General features: G+C 71.7%; 16 protein-coding genes. 9 read left to right on the forward strand and 7 right to left on the reverse strand.

Going from position 1 to position 19963, the window contains the following annotated elements; all coding sequences use genetic code 11:
• Positions 1-94 precede the first annotated feature (94 nt).
• Positions 95-1123: a hemolysin family protein gene (locus B7K25_RS09720; protein WP_084105829.1), complete on the reverse strand. Its 1029-nt coding sequence runs from the start codon at positions 1121-1123 to the stop codon at positions 95-97.
• Entirely contained in the window at positions 1120-2427 is a 1308-nt protein-coding gene (locus B7K25_RS09725) for a hemolysin family protein (RefSeq protein ID WP_084105830.1), read from the reverse strand. Before B7K25_RS09725 ends, B7K25_RS09720 begins: the two co-directional genes overlap by 4 nt.
• Before the next feature lie 103 nt (positions 2428-2530).
• Here B7K25_RS09725 and B7K25_RS09730 point away from each other — a divergent pair, with 103 nt between their 5' ends.
• From B7K25_RS09730 to B7K25_RS09745, 4 genes are all read left to right on the forward strand, one after another.
• Positions 2531-3433 (forward strand): ATP-binding cassette domain-containing protein, encoded by a 903-nt coding sequence (locus B7K25_RS09730; RefSeq protein ID WP_084105832.1) that lies wholly within the window; start codon positions 2531-2533, stop codon positions 3431-3433.
• Positions 3430-4236, forward strand: a complete 807-nt coding sequence (locus B7K25_RS09735; protein ID WP_084105834.1) for an ABC transporter permease — start codon at positions 3430-3432, stop codon at positions 4234-4236. The genes B7K25_RS09730 and B7K25_RS09735 overlap by 4 nt, the downstream gene beginning before the upstream one ends.
• An 88-nt stretch (positions 4237-4324) precedes the next feature.
• Entirely contained in the window at positions 4325-8218 is a 3894-nt protein-coding gene (locus B7K25_RS09740) for a multifunctional oxoglutarate decarboxylase/oxoglutarate dehydrogenase thiamine pyrophosphate-binding subunit/dihydrolipoyllysine-residue succinyltransferase subunit (RefSeq protein WP_084105836.1), read from the forward strand.
• Complete coding sequence (locus B7K25_RS09745) at positions 8215-8814, forward strand: GDSL-type esterase/lipase family protein (RefSeq protein WP_084105838.1); 600 nt, start codon at positions 8215-8217, stop codon at positions 8812-8814. Before B7K25_RS09740 ends, B7K25_RS09745 begins: the two co-directional genes overlap by 4 nt.
• A gap of 102 nt (positions 8815-8916) precedes the next feature.
• Here B7K25_RS09745 and B7K25_RS09750 read toward each other — a convergent pair whose 3' ends face one another.
• A complete protein-coding gene (locus tag B7K25_RS09750) occupies positions 8917-10005 on the reverse strand; it encodes a type IV pilus twitching motility protein PilT (protein ID WP_084105840.1) in 1089 nt (362 codons plus the stop codon).
• Positions 10006-10134: 129 nt separating this feature from the next.
• Between B7K25_RS09750 and B7K25_RS14035 the strand changes: the two genes are divergently transcribed.
• Positions 10135-10209 (forward strand): 50S ribosomal protein bL37, encoded by a 75-nt coding sequence (locus tag B7K25_RS14035; protein WP_371327667.1) that lies wholly within the window; start codon positions 10135-10137, stop codon positions 10207-10209.
• Between the two features lie 136 nt (positions 10210-10345).
• On the opposite strand, the gene rsrA is transcribed toward B7K25_RS14035, so the two are convergent.
• Positions 10346-10588, reverse strand: coding sequence for a mycothiol system anti-sigma-R factor (rsrA, locus tag B7K25_RS09755; RefSeq protein WP_159450179.1), 243 nt, complete (start codon positions 10586-10588; stop codon positions 10346-10348).
• Positions 10569-11183, reverse strand: a complete 615-nt coding sequence (locus B7K25_RS09760; RefSeq protein ID WP_234988165.1) for a sigma-70 family RNA polymerase sigma factor — start codon at positions 11181-11183, stop codon at positions 10569-10571. Before B7K25_RS09760 ends, rsrA begins: the two co-directional genes overlap by 20 nt.
• Before the next feature lie 301 nt (positions 11184-11484).
• Between B7K25_RS09760 and B7K25_RS09765 the strand changes: the two genes are divergently transcribed.
• Genes B7K25_RS09765 through rsgA form a run of 3 tightly spaced genes read left to right on the forward strand, consistent with a single transcriptional unit; the run spans position 11485 to position 14335 of the window.
• On the forward strand, positions 11485-12003 hold the full coding sequence (locus B7K25_RS09765) for a hypothetical protein (RefSeq protein WP_084105846.1): 519 nt from the start codon (positions 11485-11487) through the stop codon (positions 12001-12003).
• The gene (gene aroA, locus B7K25_RS09770) at positions 12000-13322 is read left to right on the forward strand and encodes a 3-phosphoshikimate 1-carboxyvinyltransferase (protein WP_234988166.1); all 1323 of its coding nucleotides are present in this window, start codon (positions 12000-12002) and stop codon (positions 13320-13322) included. Before B7K25_RS09765 ends, aroA begins: the two co-directional genes overlap by 4 nt.
• Positions 13319-14335 (forward strand): ribosome small subunit-dependent GTPase A, encoded by a 1017-nt coding sequence (gene rsgA / locus B7K25_RS09775; protein ID WP_084105847.1) that lies wholly within the window; start codon positions 13319-13321, stop codon positions 14333-14335. The genes aroA and rsgA overlap by 4 nt, the downstream gene beginning before the upstream one ends.
• Before the next feature lie 351 nt (positions 14336-14686).
• Here rsgA and B7K25_RS09780 read toward each other — a convergent pair whose 3' ends face one another.
• Positions 14687-18406 (reverse strand): carbohydrate-binding protein, encoded by a 3720-nt coding sequence (locus B7K25_RS09780; RefSeq protein WP_144018951.1) that lies wholly within the window; start codon positions 18404-18406, stop codon positions 14687-14689.
• A 313-nt stretch (positions 18407-18719) separates the two neighbouring features.
• Here B7K25_RS09780 and hisN point away from each other — a divergent pair, with 313 nt between their 5' ends.
• A complete protein-coding gene (gene hisN / locus B7K25_RS09785) occupies positions 18720-19514 on the forward strand; it encodes a histidinol-phosphatase (protein WP_084105849.1) in 795 nt (264 codons plus the stop codon).
• 9 nt (positions 19515-19523) lie between these two features.
• Here the strand turns inward: hisN and B7K25_RS09790 are convergent, their stop codons facing one another.
• Positions 19524-19961, reverse strand: a complete 438-nt coding sequence (locus B7K25_RS09790) for a hypothetical protein (RefSeq protein ID WP_144018952.1) — start codon at positions 19959-19961, stop codon at positions 19524-19526.
• Positions 19962-19963 lie beyond the last annotated feature (2 nt).

Consider the following 19963-nt stretch of genomic DNA (forward strand, 5'->3'; position numbering starts at 1 on the left):
ACGTTGGGTGCGATTGTAACCAAATGGTAACGGTGGCCTCAACCCCGGCAGCGACGAGGTGTGTCGAACACCACAAAGCCGCGTGGGACCGGTCTCACTCGCGCGCCATCTCGTCGCGCACCTCTCCCACGAGCTCCTCGAGGATGTCCTCGAGGAACACGAGGCCCAGCGTGACGCCGTCGCGCTCGACGCCGGCGAGGTGCGCACCCGAGCCGCGCATGAGCGCGAGGACCGTCTCGATCTCCTCGTCCGGCCCGATCACGGGAAGGTCGCGCACCCGCCAGTCCTGAATGGGCTCCTCGCGCTCGCCGGGGCGGGCGAACAGCGCATCCTTGATGTGGAGGTAGCCCACGTAGCGGTCGCCTTGGCCCACCGGCAGCCGCGAGAAGCCCGAGGTCACGACCGCGCGCTCGAAGTCGTCGACGCTGATGCCGGACGGCACGCCGACGACCTCGGCGACAGGAACCATGACGTCTGCTGCCGTGTGGTCGGAGAACTCGATCGCGCCCGTCAGCAGCCCGGTCGGGTCGGACAGCGTGCCCTCCTCGCTCGAGCGCTCGACGATGGAGTGGACCTCGTCCGCCGTGAACGCGCTCGTGACCTCGTCGCGCGGCTCGATGCCCACGAGCCGCAGCAGCCCGTTCGCGATCCAGTTCAGCGCGCCGATGATGGGGCGCAGCACCCGCGCGATCCACACCAGCGGGGGCCCGAACACGAGGGCCGCCCGGTCCGGGCTCGACACGGCGGCGTTCTTGGGCACCATCTCGCCCACCACGACGTGGAGGCCGACGACGATGATCAGCGCGATCGCGACCGCCACCGCGTGCGAGGCGCCTTCCGGCAGCCCGAGCTCGTGCAGCGGACCCTCGAGCGCGTGCGCGATCGCAGGCTCGGCGACCACACCGAGCGACACCGAGCACACGGTGATGCCCAGCTGGGCGCAGGCGAGCATCAGCGACACGTTCTCCATCGCCCACAGCACCGTCGTGGCGGCGCGCGATCCCGCCTCCGCACGCGGCTCTATCGAGCTGCGGCGCGCGGAGATGACGGCGAACTCAGCGCCCACGAAGAAGGCGTTCGCGAGCAGCAGGCCCACGACCGCGAACACCATGCCCGCGCTCATCGCTCGGCCCCCTCGTCGTCGGGCAGCGGGGTGAGGCGCACCCGGTCGATGCGCCTGCCGTCCATGCGCTCGACCCTGATGACCGCATCGGCGCACGCGACCTCGTCGCCGACGCGGGCGACGCGGCCGAGCTGAGCCATGACGAACCCAGCGACCGTCTCGTAGGCGGGCGACTCCGGGATGGTCAGCCCGGCCACCTCGTCCACCTCGTCCGGACGCAGGTCTCCGGGCACCACCCAGGCCCCGCCCGGCGTGCGGTGGACACCTGCGCGGCGGCGGTCGTGCTCGTCGGCGACCTCGCCCACGAGCTCCTCCACGACGTCCTCGAGCGTGACGAGCCCCGCGGTGCCGCCGTACTCGTCGAGGACGATGGCGCACTGGGGACCCAGGGCGCGCAGCTCGACCAGCAGCGGGCGCATCTGCATCGTCTCGGGGATGCGCGGTGCCTCGACCATCAGCTCGGACACCGGGGTGGTCTCCCGCTCGTGGAACGGCACCGCCACCGCAGCGCGCAGGTGCACGATGCCCACCACGTCGTCGACGCCGTCGCCGAGGACGGGGAAGCGGGAGTGACCCGACGCCCGGGCGATCGCCAGGACGTCCGTCGCGACCGCGCCGCGCGCGAGCGTCTGCATGCGGGTGCGATCGGTCATGACGTCGATGGCGGTGAGCGCGTCGAGCTCGATCGTGTTCTTGAGCAGCAGCGCGGTCGAGGGCGCGAGGGTCCCGGCCTCGGCGCTGCGGCGGACCAGCGCGGCGAGCTCCTGGGGTGAGCGCCCGCCGGCGAGCTCCTCGCGCGGCTCGATGCCCATCACGCGCAGGATGCCGTTCGCGCTGCGGTTGAGGCCCGCGATGAGGGGCCGCAGCGCCGTCGTGAAGCTCAGCATCCACGGCGTCACGAGCCGCGCGGTGCGCTCGGGGTCCGCGAGCGCCGCGTTCTTGGGCACCAGCTCGCCGATGATCATCGAGAACGCGTTGACGAGCACGAGCGAGAGCGCTCCCGCGACGCCGGCCACCGCGCCGCGCGCGAGCGGCGTGCTCGACAGCGGGATCTCGAGCAGCTCGACCAGCGCCGGCTGCGCGGTGTAGCCCAGCAGGATGGTCGTGAGCGTGATCCCGACCTGGGCGCCCGACAGCTGCGTCGACAGGCGGCTCAGTGCGCGGCGCACGCGGCGGCCCTTGCGGTCGGAGTCGTCGACGTGGGCCGGGTCGAGCGCGACGAGGGAGAACTCGGCGGCGACGAAGACCGCGGTGCCCACGGTGAGGAGCACTCCGAGGCCTACCAGCAGCCACGCGGTGGTCATGACGTATGACTGTCAGAGTCCATGGTGTGGCCAGCATACCCAGCGCTGGATAGGGTCGCGGGGAGCGCACAGCGCCGCAGTCGACCAGCAGCAACGGAGGATCATGGAGCGTCGAGCGATCGAGGTCGCGTCCCTCACCAAGACCTACGGGACGGTGACCGCCGTCGACGACCTGTCGTTCTCGGCCGCGCCCGGCCGAGTGACCGGATTCCTCGGGCCCAACGGCGCAGGAAAGTCCACCACGCTGCGCATCCTCGTGGGGCTCGTCGCCGCCACGGCGGGCTCCGCGACCATCGGCGGCGCCGCGTACGCGCGCCACCCGCGGCCCGGAGCGGTGGTGGGCGCGCACTTCGAGGGCGCGTTCCACCCGGGCCGCACCGCGCGCGAGCACCTGCGGTCCTACGCCCCGCTCGTCGGCGTCGACGACGCCCGCTGCGACACCGTCCTCGCCGCGGTCGGCATGACCGACGCCGCGCACCGCCGCGTGGGCGGCTACTCGCTGGGCATGCGCCAGCGCCTCGGCCTCGCGACGGCGCTGCTGGGCGACCCGAGCGTGCTGGTCCTCGACGAGTCGGCCAACGGCCTCGACCCGGCCGGCATCAAGTGGCTGCGCTCGTTCCTGCGGTCGTTCGCCGACGACGGCGGCACGGTGCTGCTCAGCTCGCACCTGCTGAGCGAGGTCGAGCAGACGGTCGACGACGTGGTGGTCATCGCGAAGGGCGCGTTGCGCCATCAGTCCTCGCTCGACGAGCTGCGGGCGCTGGCCCAGCCGGCGGTCACCCTGCGCAGCCCGAACGTCGACGGGCTCGCGAGCTTCCTGCGCGACCGCTTCCCCCACAGCCACACCGCCACGCGGGTGGGCGAGGCCTCCATCTCCGGCGCGAGCGCCGCGCAGGTGGGCGCCGCGGCGTTCGCTGACGGCCTCGAGGTGCACGGCCTGGCGGACGGGGGCGAGACGCTCGAGTCCGTCTTCCTGCGCCTCACCGGCGAGGAGGTCGCGGCATGAGCGCGGCGGTGCTGTCCGAGGTCCGCAAGCTCACCTCGACCCGGCTGTGGTGGATCCTGCTCCTGTGCATGGCCGCGGGCGTGGCCTTCATGACCGGCTCGATCGCGTTCGCCGTCGCGTTCGCCGACGAGCTGGGTGGGGCCGATGCGCAGGCCGCCTCCCCCGACCCGCTCACCACGGTGCGCACCATCTACGGACTTCCGGTCTCGTTCGGCTACGTGTTCCCCGTGATCCTGGGAGCGCTCATGGTGACGAGCGAGTTCCGTCACCGCACCATCGACACCACGCTGCTGCTCGAGCCCCAGCGCGCCAAGGTCATCGGCGCGAAGTTCCTCGCCGTGCTGCCCTTCGCCGCGATCTACGCCGTGACCGGGATGGCCGTCGGCATCGGCGTCGGTGCGGGAGCGCTGGCGCTCGCTGGGGAGCCCACGCTGCTCGACTCGGGCGACGTGTGGGGCTCGATCGCGATGGGCACGCTCGCGCTGGTGGTGTGGGCGCTCGTCGGCGTCGGCTTCGGCTCGGCGATCACCAACCAGGTGGTCGTCATCGTCGCGCTGCTGTGCTGGACCCAGCTGGTCGAGCCGATCCTGCGCTTCGCCCTGTCCTTCGTCGAGCCGCTGCAGGGGGTCGCGAGGTTCCTCCCGGGAGCCGCTGGCGACGCGATGGCGGGCGGCAGCTTCTACACGACCACCGGCGGCGGTGACCTGCTCGCGCCGTGGGCCGGCCTGCTCGTGCTGCTCGGCTACGCCGCCGTCGCCGCCGCGATCGGCTGGCTCGTGACGTTCCGACGCGATATCTCATAACGATTTCCCCAAGTCGGGGGCACGAGGTACCGGACTCAGACGTTTAGGCTGGACAATGCCTAGCAGTACACCGTTGTCCCCCGACGCCATGAGCGCCAAGAAAGCGAGCGGCCCCAACGTGTCCACCGACACCAGCGCGCCAGACACTGACCGCACCACCGTCTCCAAGAGCGCCGGGGCCCCCTCCGTCGCCTCCCTCATCCTCGGCAACGGAGCCGCGGACTCCGCTCCCACGTCGGCGACACCCGCCGCCGCGAGCGCACCCGCGCCCGAGCCGAGCGCTGCCACCCCGGCCGCGAGCGCATCGGCGCCCAGCAGTGCCGCATCGCCCGCCCAGCCTGCCGCGCCTGCTCAGCCAGCGAGCACCCAGGCAGCGTCCGCGCAGGCCGCCTCGGCGCCCGCCGCGCCCACGCCGACCCCTGTCGCCGAGAGCCAGCCCGCCGCCTCCCAGCCGTCCGCGCCGGCGATGCCCGCCGCGACCGCATCGGCCCCCACCCCGCCCGTCGAGCCCGAGGCCGACGGCGAGTCCACGGCCACCCAGCCCATCGCGACCGCCCAGGCGCCCACCGCGGCGTACCTGCAGAGCCACGACCACCAGATGCTGTCCGCCAAGGACGTCAAGCATGGCGTCGAGCGCCTGCGCGGACCTGCGGCGCGCGTGGTCACCAACATGGAGGCCAGCCTCGCCGTCCCGACCGCGACGTCGGTCCGCACCATCCCCGCGAAGCTGCTCATGGACAACCGCACGGTGGTCAACAACCACCTCGCTCGCACCCGCGGCGGCAAGGTCAGCTTCACGCACCTCATCGGCTACGCGATCGTCGAGTCCCTCACCGAGCTGCCCGCGATGAACGTCGCGTACACGCAGGACGAGGGCAAGCCCGCGATCGTCACCCCGGAGCACGTCAACTTCGGCCTCGCGATCGACCTCGACAAGGGTGACGGCGTCCGCCAGCTGCTCGTGCCCAACGTCAAGGACGCGGACCGCATGGACTTCGCGAAGTTCTGGGCGGCCTACGAGGACATCGTCCGCAAGGCGCGCACCGGTGCGCTCCAGGCGGGCGACTTCCAGGGCACCACCATCACGCTGACCAACCCGGGCACCATCGGCACCGTGCACTCCGTGCCGCGCCTGATGGAGGGCCAGGGCGCGATCATCGGCGTCGGCTCGATGGACTACCCCGCCGAGTACCAGGGCGCCTCCGAGGAGACCGTGGCCCGGCTCGGCATCTCCAAGGTCATGACGCTCACCTCGACGTACGACCACCGCGTCATCCAGGGCGCCCAGTCGGGCGAGTTCCTCGCGCTCGTGCACAAGAAGCTGCTGGGCCTCGACGGATTCTGGGACCGCGTGTTCGTGGCCCTGCGCGTGCCCTACGAGCCCGTCCGATGGGTCCAGGACTCCGCCACCAACGAGGAGGCCGAGGCCGCGAAGCCCGCTCGCATCGCCGAGCTCATCCACGCCTACCGCTCGCGCGGCCACCTCATGGCCGACGTCGACCCGCTGTCGACCCGCCTGCGCAAGCACCCCGACCTCGACGTGCAGACCCACGGGCTGACCCTGTGGGACCTCGACCGTCACTACGCCACCGGCGGGTTCGGCGGCCAGGACCGCTGGAAGATGCGCGAGGTGCTCGGCCGCCTGCGTGACGCGTACTGCCGCACCGTGGGCGTCGAGTACATGCACATCGCGGACCGCGCCCAGCGCGCGTGGCTCCAGGAGCGGCTCGAGAAGGGCTACACCAAGCCCACCCGCGACGAGCACCTGCGCGTGCTGCGCCGCCTCAACGCCGCCGAGGCCTTCGAGGCGTTCCTGCAGACCAAGTACGTGGGCCAGAAGCGCTTCTCGCTCGAGGGCGGCGAGTCGCTGATCCCGCTCATGGACGCGATGATGGGCGCCGCCGCCGTGGCCGGCATCCAGGAGGTCTGCATCGGCATGGCCCACCGCGGCCGCCTCAACGTGCTCGCGAACCTCGCCGGCAAGTCCTACTCGCAGATCTTCTCCGAGTTCGACGGCACCGCCGTGCCCGGCTCCGTCCAGGGCTCCGGCGACGTGAAGTACCACCTCGGCACCGAGGGCACCTTCACCGCGGAGACCGGCGAGACCACCAACGTCTACCTCGCCGCGAACCCGTCGCACCTCGAGGCCGTCAACCCGGTGCTCGAGGGCATCGTGCGCGCCAAGCTCGACCAGCTGGGCGCGGACCCCGCGACCGACGGCTTCCCCGTGCTGCCCGTGCTCATCCACGGCGACGCCGCCTTCGCGGGCCAGGGCGTCGTCATGGAGACGCTCAACCTCGCCGGCCTGCGCGGCTACGCGACCGGCGGCACCGTGCACGTCATCATCAACAACCAGGTGGGCTTCACCACCGGCCCCGGCGACTCGCGCTCCACGCGCTACTGCACCGACCTCGCCAAGGGCTACCAGATCCCGATCTTCCACGTGAACGGCGACGACCCGGAGGCCTGCGTGCGCGCCGCGCGCCTGGCCTTCGAGTACCGCGAGGCCTTCGGACGCGACGTGATCGTCGACATGGTCTGCTACCGCCGCCGCGGGCACAACGAGGGCGACGACCCGTCGATGACGCAGCCGCGCATGTACGACCTCATCGAGGCCAAGCGCTCGGTCCGCCACCTGTACACCGAGGCGCTGATCCGCCGCGGCGACATCACCGAGGACGAGGCCGAGGCCGTCTCGCAGGACTACCTCGCCCAGCTCGAGCGCGTGTTCATCGAGACCCGCGAGGGCTTCACCGGCACCGACACCGAGTCGATCTCGGGCCTCGAGCTGCCGTCCTCGCAGTCCTCCGACGCCGGCGTCATGGTGGGCTGGCAGACGGCCGCCACCCCGGCGCACGTCGAGCGGGTGGGCCGCGCCCACACGCGCCCGCCGCAGGGCTTCGCCGTCCACCCCAAGCTCGAGAAGCTGCTCGAGCGGCGCGACGCGATGACGCGCGACGGCGGCATCGACTGGGGCTACGGCGAGGTGCTCGCGTTCGGCACCCTGCTCCAGGAGGGCGTGCCGATCCGCATGTCCGGCCAGGACTCGCGCCGCGGCACGTTCGTGCAGCGCCACGCGGTGTTCCACGACCGCGCCACCGGCGCCGAGTGGGCGCCGCTGCGCTACCTCAGCGCTGACCAGGCTCCCCTGCACATCTACGACTCCTCGCTGTCGGAGTACGCGGTGCTGGGCTTCGAGTACGGCTACTCGGTCGAGCGCCCCGACGCGCTGACCCTGTGGGAGGCGCAGTTCGGCGACTTCGTCAACGGCGCGCAGACCATCATCGACGAGTTCATCTCGTCGGCCGAGCAGAAGTGGGGCCAGTCCTCCTCCGTCGTGCTGCTGCTGCCGCACGGCTTCGAGGGTCAGGGCCCCGACCACTCGTCGGCACGCGTCGAGCGCTTCCTCCAGCTGTGCGCCGAGGACAACATGATCGCGGCCATGCCGTCGACCCCGGCCAGCTACTTCCACCTGCTGCGCCGCCAGGCCTACGACCGCCCGCGCCGCCCGCTCATCGTGTTCACGCCCAAGTCGATGCTGCGCCTGCGCGCGGCGCAGTCGGACGTGGAGGACTTCACGACCGGGACCTTCCGTCCCGCGATCGGCGACGCCTCCGTGGACCCGGCTGGCGTCGAGCGCGTGCTGCTGTGCGCGGGCAAGGTCTACTACGACCTCGCCGCCGCCCGCGACAAGTCGGGCGACACGTCGACGGCCATCGTGCGCCTCGAGCAGCTGTACCCGCTGGACCACGAGGCGATCAACGAGGCCCTCGCGCCGTACGGCGACGTGCCGCTCACGTGGGTGCAGGAGGAGCCGCGCAACCAGGGCGCGTGGACCTACCTCGCGCACGCGCTGCCGCGGGTCGTCGGCCGCGACGTCGTGGGCGTCACGCGCACCGCATCGGCCTCGCCGGCCTCCGGCCTGTCCTCGCGTCACAAGGACGAGCAGGAGGACCTGGTGACGAGGGCGTTCTCGCGATGAGGAACGTGTTCTTTGTGGGCGACGAGCTCGTCGCCGGCCACGGAGACCCCAAGGCGCTGGGCTGGGCCGGCCGCGTGGTCGCCCGCACCCTGCCCGTGGGACCGGACCTGCGCTTCCACACCCTCGCCGTGCCCGGCGAGAGCACCGGCGAGCTCGCGAGCCGCTGGGACGACGAGGCGCTGCGCCGCCGCGGATCGTCCGAGGAGGCGACCGGCCCCGATCACGTCGTGTTCGCGATCGGCCGGCACGACGTCGCCCGCAAGGTGTCCCCCACGATGACCCGGCTGCACCTGGCCAACACGCTCGACCGCGCCTCGGCGCTCGGGATGAAGGCCATGGTCGTCGGACCCCCGCCCGTCGCGGTCGAGGACCGCCGGGCACTCGGTGAGTACGCGGCGCTGTGCGAGGAGGCCGCCGCCCGCCGCGACGTCCCCTACGTCGACATGTACGGGCCGCTGGTGCGTCACGACCAGTGGGCCACGGACATGGACACCGGCGGCGGCGCGCTGCCGCTCCAGGCCGGCTACGGCCTCATGGCGTGGCTCGTGCTGCACTCGCAGTGGCACTCCTGGCTCGGGTTGCCCGAGCAGGACTGACCGCTTCGCCGGCGGCCTGAAGGAGCGCGCGCTGCGCGTCTCGCCGTCGGCGCACGTCACCGCACGGCACGCGTGCCGTGCGGCAGGACCGCGGCGAGCGGGCTAGACGATGACGCCCGCGTTGCGCAGGCTCACGAGCAGGTCGTGCGGGCGCGACGCGATCGCGACCGCGTCGTCGACCGACACCGTCTCCGCCTGCACCAGCTGGAAGAGGTGCTGGTCGAACGTCTGCATCTTGTAGTACTCGCCCTCGGCGATCAGGTCGAGGATCGGAGGCTGGCTCGCAGGGTCGACGATCGCCTCCGCGATGCGGCCGTGGTTGACCATGATCTCCGCCGCGAGGGTACGACCGGAGCCGTCGCCACGACGCACGAGACGCTGCGACACGATGCCGCGCAGAGTCTGCGACAGCGTCGCGCGGACCTGGCTCTGCTCGTGCGGGGTGAAGAAGTCGATGATGCGGTTGATCGTGTCCTGCGCGTCCACGGTGTGCAGGGTCGCGAGCACGAGGTGGCCGGTCTCGGCGGCGGACAGCGCGGCGCGCACCGTCTCGATGTCGCGCATCTCGCCGACCATGATGACGTCGGGGTCCTGACGCATCGCGCCGCGCAGCGCGTTGGTGAAGTCGAGCGTGTCCGAGCGCACCTCGCGCTGCGAGATGATCGCCTTCTTGTCCGCGTGGAGGACCTCGATGGGGTCCTCGATGGTGATGATGTTGACCTCGCGGTAGGTGTTGATCAGGTCGATCATCGACGCGAGGGTCGTGGTCTTTCCCGAACCCGTCGGGCCCGTGACGAGCACGAGGCCGCGGGGCTCGAGAGCGAGGTCCGCGATGACGGGCGGCAGGCCCAGCTCCTCCATGGGCGTCGCTCCGACGGCGACGCGGCGGAACACCAGGCAGTCGGTGCCACGCGCGACGTACGCGTTGACGCGGAAGCGGCCCACGCCGGACAGCGAGAACGCGAAGTCCGCCTCGTGGGTGTCGCGGAACTGCGCGACCAGGTCCTCGGGCAGGACCTGCGCGACCATGTTGCGCGTGTCCGCCGGGGTCAGCGGCGGCACCTGCAGCTTGCGCAGGCGCCCGTCGACGCGGATGCGGGGCGCGGAGCCCACCTTGCAGTGAAGGTCGGAGCCGCCCGTGCTCGCAAGCGCGTGCAGGAACGGGATGACGGAAACAGGCTGGTCGCTCACGGAACCTCCATCGGCACAGAACAGGTCGATCTTGAGGGAGCGTAATGCCCGTGGCGACCAGGTGGAGAGGGAGTGTGGGAAGATAGACAGTCGTCTGTCGCAGCACCCGCGTGAGAAAGGGGGATCCCGATGAGCAAGCGAGGCCGCAAGCGCAAGGCGCGTGCCAAGGGCGGAGCCAACCACGGCAAGCGTCCCAACGCCTGAGTGCGCATACGTCGAGGCCGCATCGGATCAGTTCCGATGCGGCCTTCGTCGTCTCCGGGGTCGTCCCGGTCAGGGGTCGCGAGCGACCACCGGGTGATCCGGTCTCCCGCGTCTCACCGCGGGCACCCTGAAGAGCTCAGACGCCTTCGCGCGCCGAGCGGATCGAGGCGAGGATCCGTTCACGAAGCTCCTCGGGCGCGGTGTCGCCACCGGTGCGCGCCGTGAGGTTCTTGATCTTCTCCTTGATCTTGTGCTCCGCCTCGCACGGCGGACACGTCTTCAGGTGATCGCCGATGCGTCGAAGCTCGTCCTGCGGCAGCTCATCGTCGATGTATTCGAACAGTCGATCGAGGGCCTCCTCACACTCCCTTCCGGGCATGGCACACCTCCCCACTGTCCTTCGGTGCGGTCGGGCGCTTGTCGTAGACGCCGCGCTCGGCCGCATACTCTCTCAGCTTCTCGCGAAGCAGCTTGCGTCCCCGGTGCAGTCGTGACATGACGGTCCCCACCGGGGTGTCCATGATCTCGGCGATCTCCTTGTAGGCGAATCCCTCGACGTCGGACAGGTAGACCGCCATGCGGAAGTCGTCGGGCAGCTCGGCGAGGGCCTGCTTGACCTCGTCGTCCCCGATGGTGTCGAGCGCCTCCTGCTCGGCCGATGCGAGGCCGGAGCTGGTGTGCTCGGCGGCCGCCGCGATCTGCCAGTCCTCGACCTGCTCGGCGTCGGACAGCTTGGGCTGGCGCTGCTTCTTGCGGTACGTGTTGATGAACGCGTTGGTCTGGATCCGGTACAGCCAAGCCTTGAGGTTGGTTCCCGGCTTGAACTTGTCCTGCGCGGCGAACGCCTTGGCGTACGTCTCCTGGACCAGGTCCTCGGCGTCCGAGCGGTGGCGCGTCATCCTCAGCGCTGCCGCGAAGAGCTGGTCCATGTAGGACAGCGCCTCGGTCTCGAAGTCCAGCTGAGCGTCGGTCATGACGGGCGAGCCTACTCCAGCATCGGCTCCTGCCCCAGGGGCGGAGGCGCTCGTCGGGCGCGTCGCAGTCGCGGTCATGCCGCGAACAACGCCGTCGCCGCGGCCAGCATTCCCAGATCCGGACAGGCGCGTCCGGAGATTCTCGTCCTCCAGGACGATCGAGCTCGCCGTTGTGCGAAGAAGACCTTCCTCCAGGCGGCACGAGGATGGCGCAGGGTGGCGCAGGGTGGCGCAGGAGGACGCACAGGGCCGATGCGCTCTCCCCTGTGCCAGGCGTGCGCAAGTTGATAGCGTAGGAGGCATGTTCCGACACCTCGCCAGGCCCCTGCTCGCCACGTGGTTCGTCTACGGCGGAGTCCAGTCCGTCCTCGAGCCCGAGAAGCGCGCCGAGCGCGCCGCTCCCGTCGTGGAGCCGCTGCTCAAGGAGGCGGGACTCGAGGACGTGAAGACGACGGACCTGGTCAAGGCGCACGGCGTCGCCACGGTCGCCGCCGCCACCGTCCTGGCTCTGTCGCGCACGCCGCGCACTGCGGGCCTGGTGCTCGCCGGCCTCACGGCCGCCACGGTCGCGGCCGGGCGCCCGTTCTGGCTCGAGCAGGACGAGGAGAAGCGGGAGCAGCAGATGGAGCTGTTCCTCAAGAATGTCTCGCTGCTGGGCGGCACACTGCTCGCGGCGACCGCCGGGCACAGTCCTCGCCGCAAGGCACGCGCCAAGGCTGTCAAGGCCAAGGAGCAGGCCAAGGCCGAGGCGAAGAAGGGCGCGGCCGTCGTGAAGTCCGAGGCCCGTCACGCCAAGCGCGCCGTGAAGAAGCGCGCTTGAGCGTCGCCGCGACGCACCCGATCGGCACCGGCCCAGGAGAGGTCTGGCCCGCACCGCTCGCGTCCGGCTCCCTCGACGCGACCGTCGAGGTCCCCGGCTCGAAGTCGCTCACCAATCGCTTCCTGGTGCTCGCGGCGTTGGCCGACGCGCCCGTCACCATCCGTGGAGGCCTGCGCTCTCGCGACAGCGCCCTGATGATGGCGGCGCTGCGCGGCATGAGCGTGGAGATCGACGATGCGGGCGCGGCCTGGCAGGTGACGCCCGCCTCCGTGCGCGGCGGCACCCACGTCGACTGCGGGCTTGCCGGCACCGTCATGCGCTTCGTGCCCCCGCTCGTGCTGCTCGCCGACGGTCCGGTCACGTTCGACGGAGACGAGGGCGCACGCGTGCGTCCCATGGGGCCGCTGCTCGACGCGTTGCGCGCGCTCGGCGCGACGGTCGACGACGAGGGCCGCGGGACGCTGCCCTTCACCGTCACCCCTCCGGCCGCCGTCCCCGCCGAGGTCGACGTCGACTCCTCGGCGAGCTCGCAGTTCGTCACCGGGCTGCTGCTGGTCGCGCCGCGTCTGCCGCACGGGCTCACCATCCGCCACACGGGTGAGACGCTGCCGAGCCTGCCGCACATCGACATGACCTGCGAGACGCTGCGCGAGGCCGGAGTCCGGGTCGACCAGCCCGACGAGCGGACGTGGGTGGTGCACCCCGGTTCCATCGCGCTGGGAGACGTGCGCGTCGAGCCCGACCTGTCGAACGCGGGCCCGTTCATCGCGGCGCCCCTCGTCGCGGGAGGCACCGTGCGCATCCCCGGGTGGCCGGCGAGCACGACGCAGCCGGGCGCGCTGTTCCCCGAGATCCTCGAGCGCATGGGCGCGACCTGCGCGCTCGACGGAGACGTGCTCAGCGTGACCGCTCCTGGCCTCGCCGACGGCGGCATCGATGCGATCGACGCGGACCTGTCGCCCGCCGGAGAGATCACCCCCACCATCGCGGCGCTGTGCGCGCTGGCGACCGGGGCGAGCAGCCTCACCGGCATCGGCCACCTGCGCGGACACGAGACCGATCGTCTCGCCGCGATCACCGCCGAGGTCGAGCGCGTGGGCGGCGCCTGCGAGGCGGCCGACGAGTCGCTGACGTTCGGCGGCCTTCCCGAAGGCGGGCTGAACGCCGCGGTCATGGAGACCTATCACGATCACCGGATGGCGACCTTCGCGGCGATCATCGGCCTGGCCGTGCCGGGCGTCGAGATCCTCGACGTGGGCACCACCTCGAAGACCATGCCGGACTTCCCTGCCATGTGGAAGGCGATGCTCGGCGCGTGAGGCGCGAGTACGACGAGTCCGACGCGCGGGTGCGACCCAACCGGCGCGGCTCCCGGCCGCGCTCCAAGCGCCGTCCCGCGCACGAGGACGCGGTGCCCGGCACCATCGTCGGCGTGGACCGCGGCAGGCTCACCGTGCACCTGGAAGCCGACGGCACCGAGGTGATCGCGGTCAAGGCGCGCGAGCTCGGCAGGCGCGGCCTCGTCGTCGGCGACCGCGTCGCGCTGGTGGGCGACGTGACGGGCGCCGAGGGCTCGCTCGCGCGCATCGTGCGCCGCGAGGAGCGCGCGACCGAGCTGCGCCGCACCGCCGACGACGCCGACCCCACCGAGCGCGTGGTCGTCGCGAACGCGCACCAGCTCGGCATCGTCACGGCGCTCGCCGACCCCGAGCCCAACCCGCGGATGATCGATCGGTGCCTGGTGGCGGCCTTCGACGCCGGCATGGACGCCCTGCTTGTGCTCACCAAGGCGGACCTCGCAAGCGCCGATGCGCTGGCGGCGGCGTACGCACCCTTGGGTGTGGAGGTGGTCGCCACCACGATGCGACGGGAGGGCGACGAGCGCACGATCGAGGGCCTCGAGGCGGTGCGCGAGCGGCTCGCCGACCGCACGACCGTGCTCGTCGGCTACTCGGGCGTGGGCAAGTCGACTCTCGTCAACGCGCTCGTGCCTGATGCCGGCCGCGCGACCGGGGTCGTCAACGACGTGACCGGCCGCGGGCGCCACACCTCGACCTCCGCGGTCGCGCTCGAGTTGCCGTTCGGCGGGCGCATCATCGACACCCCTGGTGTCCGGTCATTCGGCCTCGCACACGTCGACCCCGAGCACTTCATCGCGGCGTTCCCCGACGTGGCCGAGGCTGCGGCCGAGCGGTGCCCACGTGGGTGCACCCACGAGTCCGCCGAGGCCGGCTGCGAGCTCGACGCGTGGGCTTCGACGCCCGACCAGCGCGCGCGGGTGGACTCGATCCGGCGGCTGCTCGCGAGCCGCGCGCAGGCCGACACGTACTGAGCCCAGCCCGCGCATGAGCACGCGCCCCGCGTACCGCTCAACACACGGCCGGGACGCCTGGGGCAGATGGTGACTATGTGCCGTCACACCGGTCTCAGGAGTCGCACCTGCACCGGGTGTGTGTTGAGCGGTACGCGCCGGCCGCGCTGTGGGAGGCCCACCCGGCCCGCGCATCGGCGCTCTCCCGGCCGTATCGTCGCCACCCACACTTCGCGGGCCCGTCAGTCGCGACGTCACCCATGAGACGTCCGGACTGACGCTCGACCGTGCGCCAGTCCGGACGACACGCGCCGGTCGCGCTGTGGGAGGCCCGGCCATCTCGGGCCTCCCACAGCGCGCGCCTGGTGCCGCTCAGGCGCAGGCGCCCTGCGACTCCCACGGACCCCAGACCGAGTCGCCGGGCTCCTGCGAGCGGGTCCACCACAGCGCGCGGTGGTTCGCGCCGTCGTGAGAGACCACGTCGCCGTGGCGGTAGACGGTGCCCGCACTCCACGGCGCAGCGCACTCGGCGGTGGCAGGCCCGGCCGGCGCCTCGCCGAGCTCGGTCCACGGGCCCCACGGGGAGTCCGAGGGCGCCCAGCCGCGGGTCCACCACCGCGCCTCGTAGACGAGACCGTCGTGCTGGACCACGTCGCCGCGCTGGTAGATGGCCGTCGCCAGCCACGCCTGAGGCCCGGCAGGCTCCGGCAGCACCTCGATGACGTTCGGATCCTCGACCGCCTGGAGACGACCGCCGACATCGGCCGGCGCGACGCCAGTCAGCTCGTAGAGGCCGTGCATCTCGACGGAGCCGTCCGCCGCGATCTCCGGGGTGATCGAGGCGAAGTCCGTCGTGACGAACCACTCCGCGGTCACCTCGACCGGCCGACCGTCAGCGGGGTTGGACGTGGCGCCGTCGAAGTAGTTCGTCGGCGACGCCAGCAGCGAGGTGTCGGCCTGCTTGAGGCCGAGCGCATCGCTGTCGGGGTTGCGCCACGACAGGACTCCGCTGGCCTCGTAGTCCGTCGCGGGCGCGTTGGACTCGAGCCGCACGCCGCGGCCGTTGTCGACCGTGGTGACGCCGTCGAGCCGCACGTCGGGGCCCGAGTTGGACGTCACGCCCGTGGCGAGGTTGCCGTACGAGATCGAGTCCTTGAGCAGGTGATCGCCGGGCTGCGACTCGCCGCCCAGCTTGAACCCGTTGCCCTCGCCGGTGCGTGACGGGTCCTCGCTGAGGAAGCCGTTCTCGTACGCGACCGAGCTCTCGATCACCACCGTGCCGATCGGGCCGGTCGTGGACCTCGCGTACAGGTCCCAGCCGTCGTCGATGTTGTGGTGAGCGATGTTGTGGCGGAACACGTTGCCCTCGCCGACGGTGAGCTTGGCGGCGAAGCCGTCCGCGTCGTTGCCGCTCGGGTCCGCGTTGTGGTGCGACTCCGAGGACACGACGAGATTGTGCGACGGCCACATCGACGGCGGCTCCGTGGACGCACCCGAGATCTGGATGCCGGTGTCCTGGTTGTGATGGGACTCGACGCGCTCGACGACGTTGTGGTGCCCCTGCACGAGCATCGGCTTGGACACCGGCTGGGCGCCGGTGATCTCCAGGTTGTACACGTGCCACCAGTCTCCGCGGAGGTGGATGCCACCACCCTCGGAGTCGGTCAGGTCGAGCACCGCACGGGCGCCGGGCTCGGACATGAGCGTGATGGGCGCATCCTCGGTGCCGTCGTGGCCGCGCCCGACCACGATGGCGCGGTCCGGCGTGTAGGTGCCGTCCACGAGCACGATCTGCTGGCCGGGCTGCGCGTACGCCACCCCGGTGTGCAGGTCGAGCGGGTTGCCGCGGGTGCCGTCGCCGTCGGGGGTGCCGTCGGGCGCGACCCAGAGCGACTGCCCCGGCGCGCCGAACGAGTCCACGGTGATGACGACCTCGACGTCGACCGGATCCAGCGACTCGAGCTCCTCGAACTCGCCCAGCTGCGGCTGGTCGGGCCCCGGGGTCGCGCGGGCGATGAAGGTGTTGGCTCCCGGCGCGAGGGCGACCGTGCCCTCGGCGGACTGACCCGGCGTGAGCGCGAGGCCGTCGACCAGCACGTCGCCCGCGGAGGACAGGATCTGGCCCGTGCCGTGGAAGTCGGCCACCAGCGGAATCGCGATCTCGCTCGCCGACGACGTCGACGTGACGTCCACCGCGAGGGACGTGGGCACGTACTCCGTGGGCGGGTCCTGCGCCTCCTCGTCGTCATCCGGATGGATGGTGGTGAACTCCCAGTCCGTCACCGTCACGGCGATCTTGCGCGCGACGGCGAGACCCACGTAGAACGCATCCTCGTTCTGCACCAGCAGCATGTCGGGGTTGTACTCGATCACCTCGATGTCGTCCGATCCCTCGCGGTGCCAGATGGCGTGGAAGCCGGTGTTCGACCGGCGCAGCGAGAAGTCGTAGACGTCGCCCTGCACGAACTTGCGAGACGAGCCGGCCTCCGTGCGGAAGGTCGAGTCGAACTCCTCGGACGCGCTGTCGTCGCGCACGCCGTCGGGGGCGTTGGTGCTGCCGCTGTAGCCGGTCACGAAGCGCGCGCCCGGGGTGCCGTTCACCACCTCGGGGGTGGCGTCGTAGTACCGGGTCACGACCGCGCCCGCGGAGTTGAAGTAGCGGTGCGGCGAGGACGCGGTGACCACGTCGTCGATCGCGATGACGCCGAAGCCGGACTGGTTGTCCGCCGCGGAGTCGTCGGTGACCTCGAACGTCGCGCGCAGCGTGAAGTTCTCGTTCTCCGGGTCGACCTCGGTGAAGAAGTAGAGGAAGCCGTCCTCGGAGGTCGCGATCTTGGTGCTGGAGCCCGTCGCGTCGAACGCGATGGTGCCGTCGTCGCCGACGGTGATGCGCTCCTCGCCGAGCCCCGAGGCGTTGGAGCCGACCTCGGCGACCTGCCATCGCTCGACGGCGGTGGCGACCTCGACGACGGTCGCGGGTCCAGCGGTGGAGTCCGCTCCGCGGTGCGCGACGACGCGCACCTGGTAGGTCGCGCCGGGGGTGAGGCCCGTCAGGTCCGCCGCGGTGCCTGCCACATCGGCGACGGCCGGCTCGAAGGGGGCGCCACCCTGGATGGTCTCGACCGAGTAGGTCTCCGCCTCGGCGACCGCGCCCCACTCGAGGGTCACGGTCGCGCTGCCGTTCGCGACGGCGGTCGTGAGGGCTCCGGTGACCTCGGGCGCGCCGAGCGGCAACGCGAAGCCACTGAGCGCGGCGGGCTCGGAGGTGAGCGCGGCGGCCTCCCCGGACCGAGTGAGCGACACCTCGACCGTGTAGTCACCCGAGGCCGGAGGCGTGAGGCCGATGGTGCCGGTGGCGCCGTCGGTCGCGGTGAACGCGCGGTCGGCGATCGCACCGTCGGCATCGCGGAGCACGGCCGCGGCGATGTCGCCGCCGTCGTCCCCGAGCAGGCCGTCGTACTGGACGAGGACCCGGCTCGGGTCCGTCGGGTCGACGGCGACGCCGGTGATCTCCGGCGCGGCGACGGAGTCCCACGCCGCGCGGTCGACCGGCTCATCGAGGCCGAGCTGGAGGTAGAAGACGTTGACGCCGCTGCTGGGCGAGGCGATCCAGTAGTCGCCCGCGGCCGGGACGTCGAGGATCTCGGTCGCGACGGGCACGCCCGAGTCGTCGGCGAGGGCCGGCACGCGTGCGATCTCACCGCTCGCATCGAAGAGGGCGAGCGCGCGGTCGGCGCTGCTCGAGCCGCTGCGCGCGTGGACCAGCACCTGCGTGGGTCCGTCCGCGGTGAACGCGATCGAGCGGTTGGACTGCGTTCCTGAGCCGTTCAGCTCTAGGCGCTGCGCGTAGACGTCGCCGCGGTCGGAGGTGCGGTCGGTGCCGCGCACGTCCACCTCCTTGCCCGCCTCGGCGTTGATCGTGAAGTCGCCCACCTGCACGTTCTCCACGTAGACGTCCCCCAACGGCAGCTCGTTGGCGTCGAGCGCGCCCGCGGGCCCTACCGCGCCGGCCGGCACCGCTCCCGCGGCGACGAGGGCGGCCGCCGTGAGCGCGGCCAAGGATGTGCGAAGCCTGGTGGCTGTCAGTCTCATGAATCTCCCCGTTGAGATGCGAAAACTGAGCGCCCTCCCCATCGAGAACGCCGAGAAACCGGTTTCTCACCGGCTCTCGTCCACGGTAAGCGCATTCCAAGGTGCCCGTCAAGTGAAGGTTGCGAACCTTGTGCCATGCCTCGCGGCGGTTCAATCCCGCCTGACGCCTGCCGCCTCCGTCCGTCGCAAGCGCCCCTCCCCAGGCTCCCAACGGACATCCCGCCCGGCGGTCAGTCGCGACGACACCGCACAGGAGCACAAGGCACAGGCGCACCCGGCCGGGCACGCGCATCGGCCCGCTAGCCTGAGTGCCATGCAGCCCACCGGACCGTACGCCGAGGACCTCGCGCTCGCGATGACGATCGCCGACCAGGCCGACGCGCTCACCCTGGCCAACTTCGCCTCCGACGACCTCACCGTCGAGCTCAAGGCGGACGACACCCCCGTGACCGCGGTCGACCGCGAGACCGAGCTGCTGATCCGACGCCTCCTCGACGAGCACCGCCCCGCGGACGCGTTCCACGGCGAGGAGTTCGCCGACAAGTCCGGCGGCTCGCGCCAATGGGTGGTCGACCCCATCGACGGCACCAAGAACTACATCCGCGGCGTTCCGGTGTGGGCGACGCTCATCGCGCTCGTCGACGACGGCCGCCCCGTCGTGGGCGTCGTGAGCGCGCCCGCGCTCGGCCAGCGCTGGTTCGCCGCCGCCGGGGACGGCGCCTGGAAGGGCTTCAGCACGGCCGATGCGCGTGCCGTCTCGGTCTCGGACGTCGCCGAGGTGGGCGGAGCGAGCCTGTCGTACTCGTCGCTCACGGGCTGGGAGGAGCGCGGACTGCTCGACGCCTTCCTCGACCTCAGCCGTACGGTGTGGCGCACCCGGGCGTACGGGGACTTCTGGAGCTACGTGCTCGTGGCCGAGGGCGTCGTCGACGCAGCCTGCGAGCCGGAGCTGGAGCTCTACGATATGGCGGCGCTCGTGCCCGTCGTCGAGGAGGCTGGCGGCACGTTCACGTCGCTCGCGGGCGAGCCGGGACCTTTCGGCGGAGACGCGCTCGCCACGAATGGCCGGCTGCACCCGGCACTGCTGGAGGCGCTCCGCGCCCGCTGACGCGAGGGCCTACAGGTCCAGCGCGGCGAGCTCCGACGCGTCGTACCAGAGCAGGTCGCTCTCCTCGAGGCGTGCCAGCGCCTCGGCGTCGCCCTTCGCCGCAAGTGCGGCGTCTTCTCCCCCGTCGGCCTCGTCGACGAAGGCGCACGCGACGGAACCGGGATCAACCCGCCCCTCGAGCGTGACGGCGGCGGGGTGCGCTCCCGTCACCGGCGTGACGTCCTGCCGCGGATAGTCGACGACTACAACCGCGCGCCGCGAGGCGCCGAGCTCGAGGACCGCGTCCGCGGCGGCAGCGTCGCGGACCTGCTCGACGAGTTCCTCCTCGTCCTCGACGGCGGTGATGTCGAGCAGCCTGGCGGTGAGCGCATAGCCGGAGGCGGGCTCCCACTGGCCGGTGACGGCCGCGGCGAGGTCGGACGGGTGGACGGGCACGTAGACGCGCATGC

The sequence above is a fragment of the Demequina sp. NBRC 110056 genome, from assembly GCF_002090155.1.
In the GTDB taxonomy this organism is placed as follows: Bacteria; Actinomycetota; Actinomycetes; order Actinomycetales; family Demequinaceae; genus Demequina.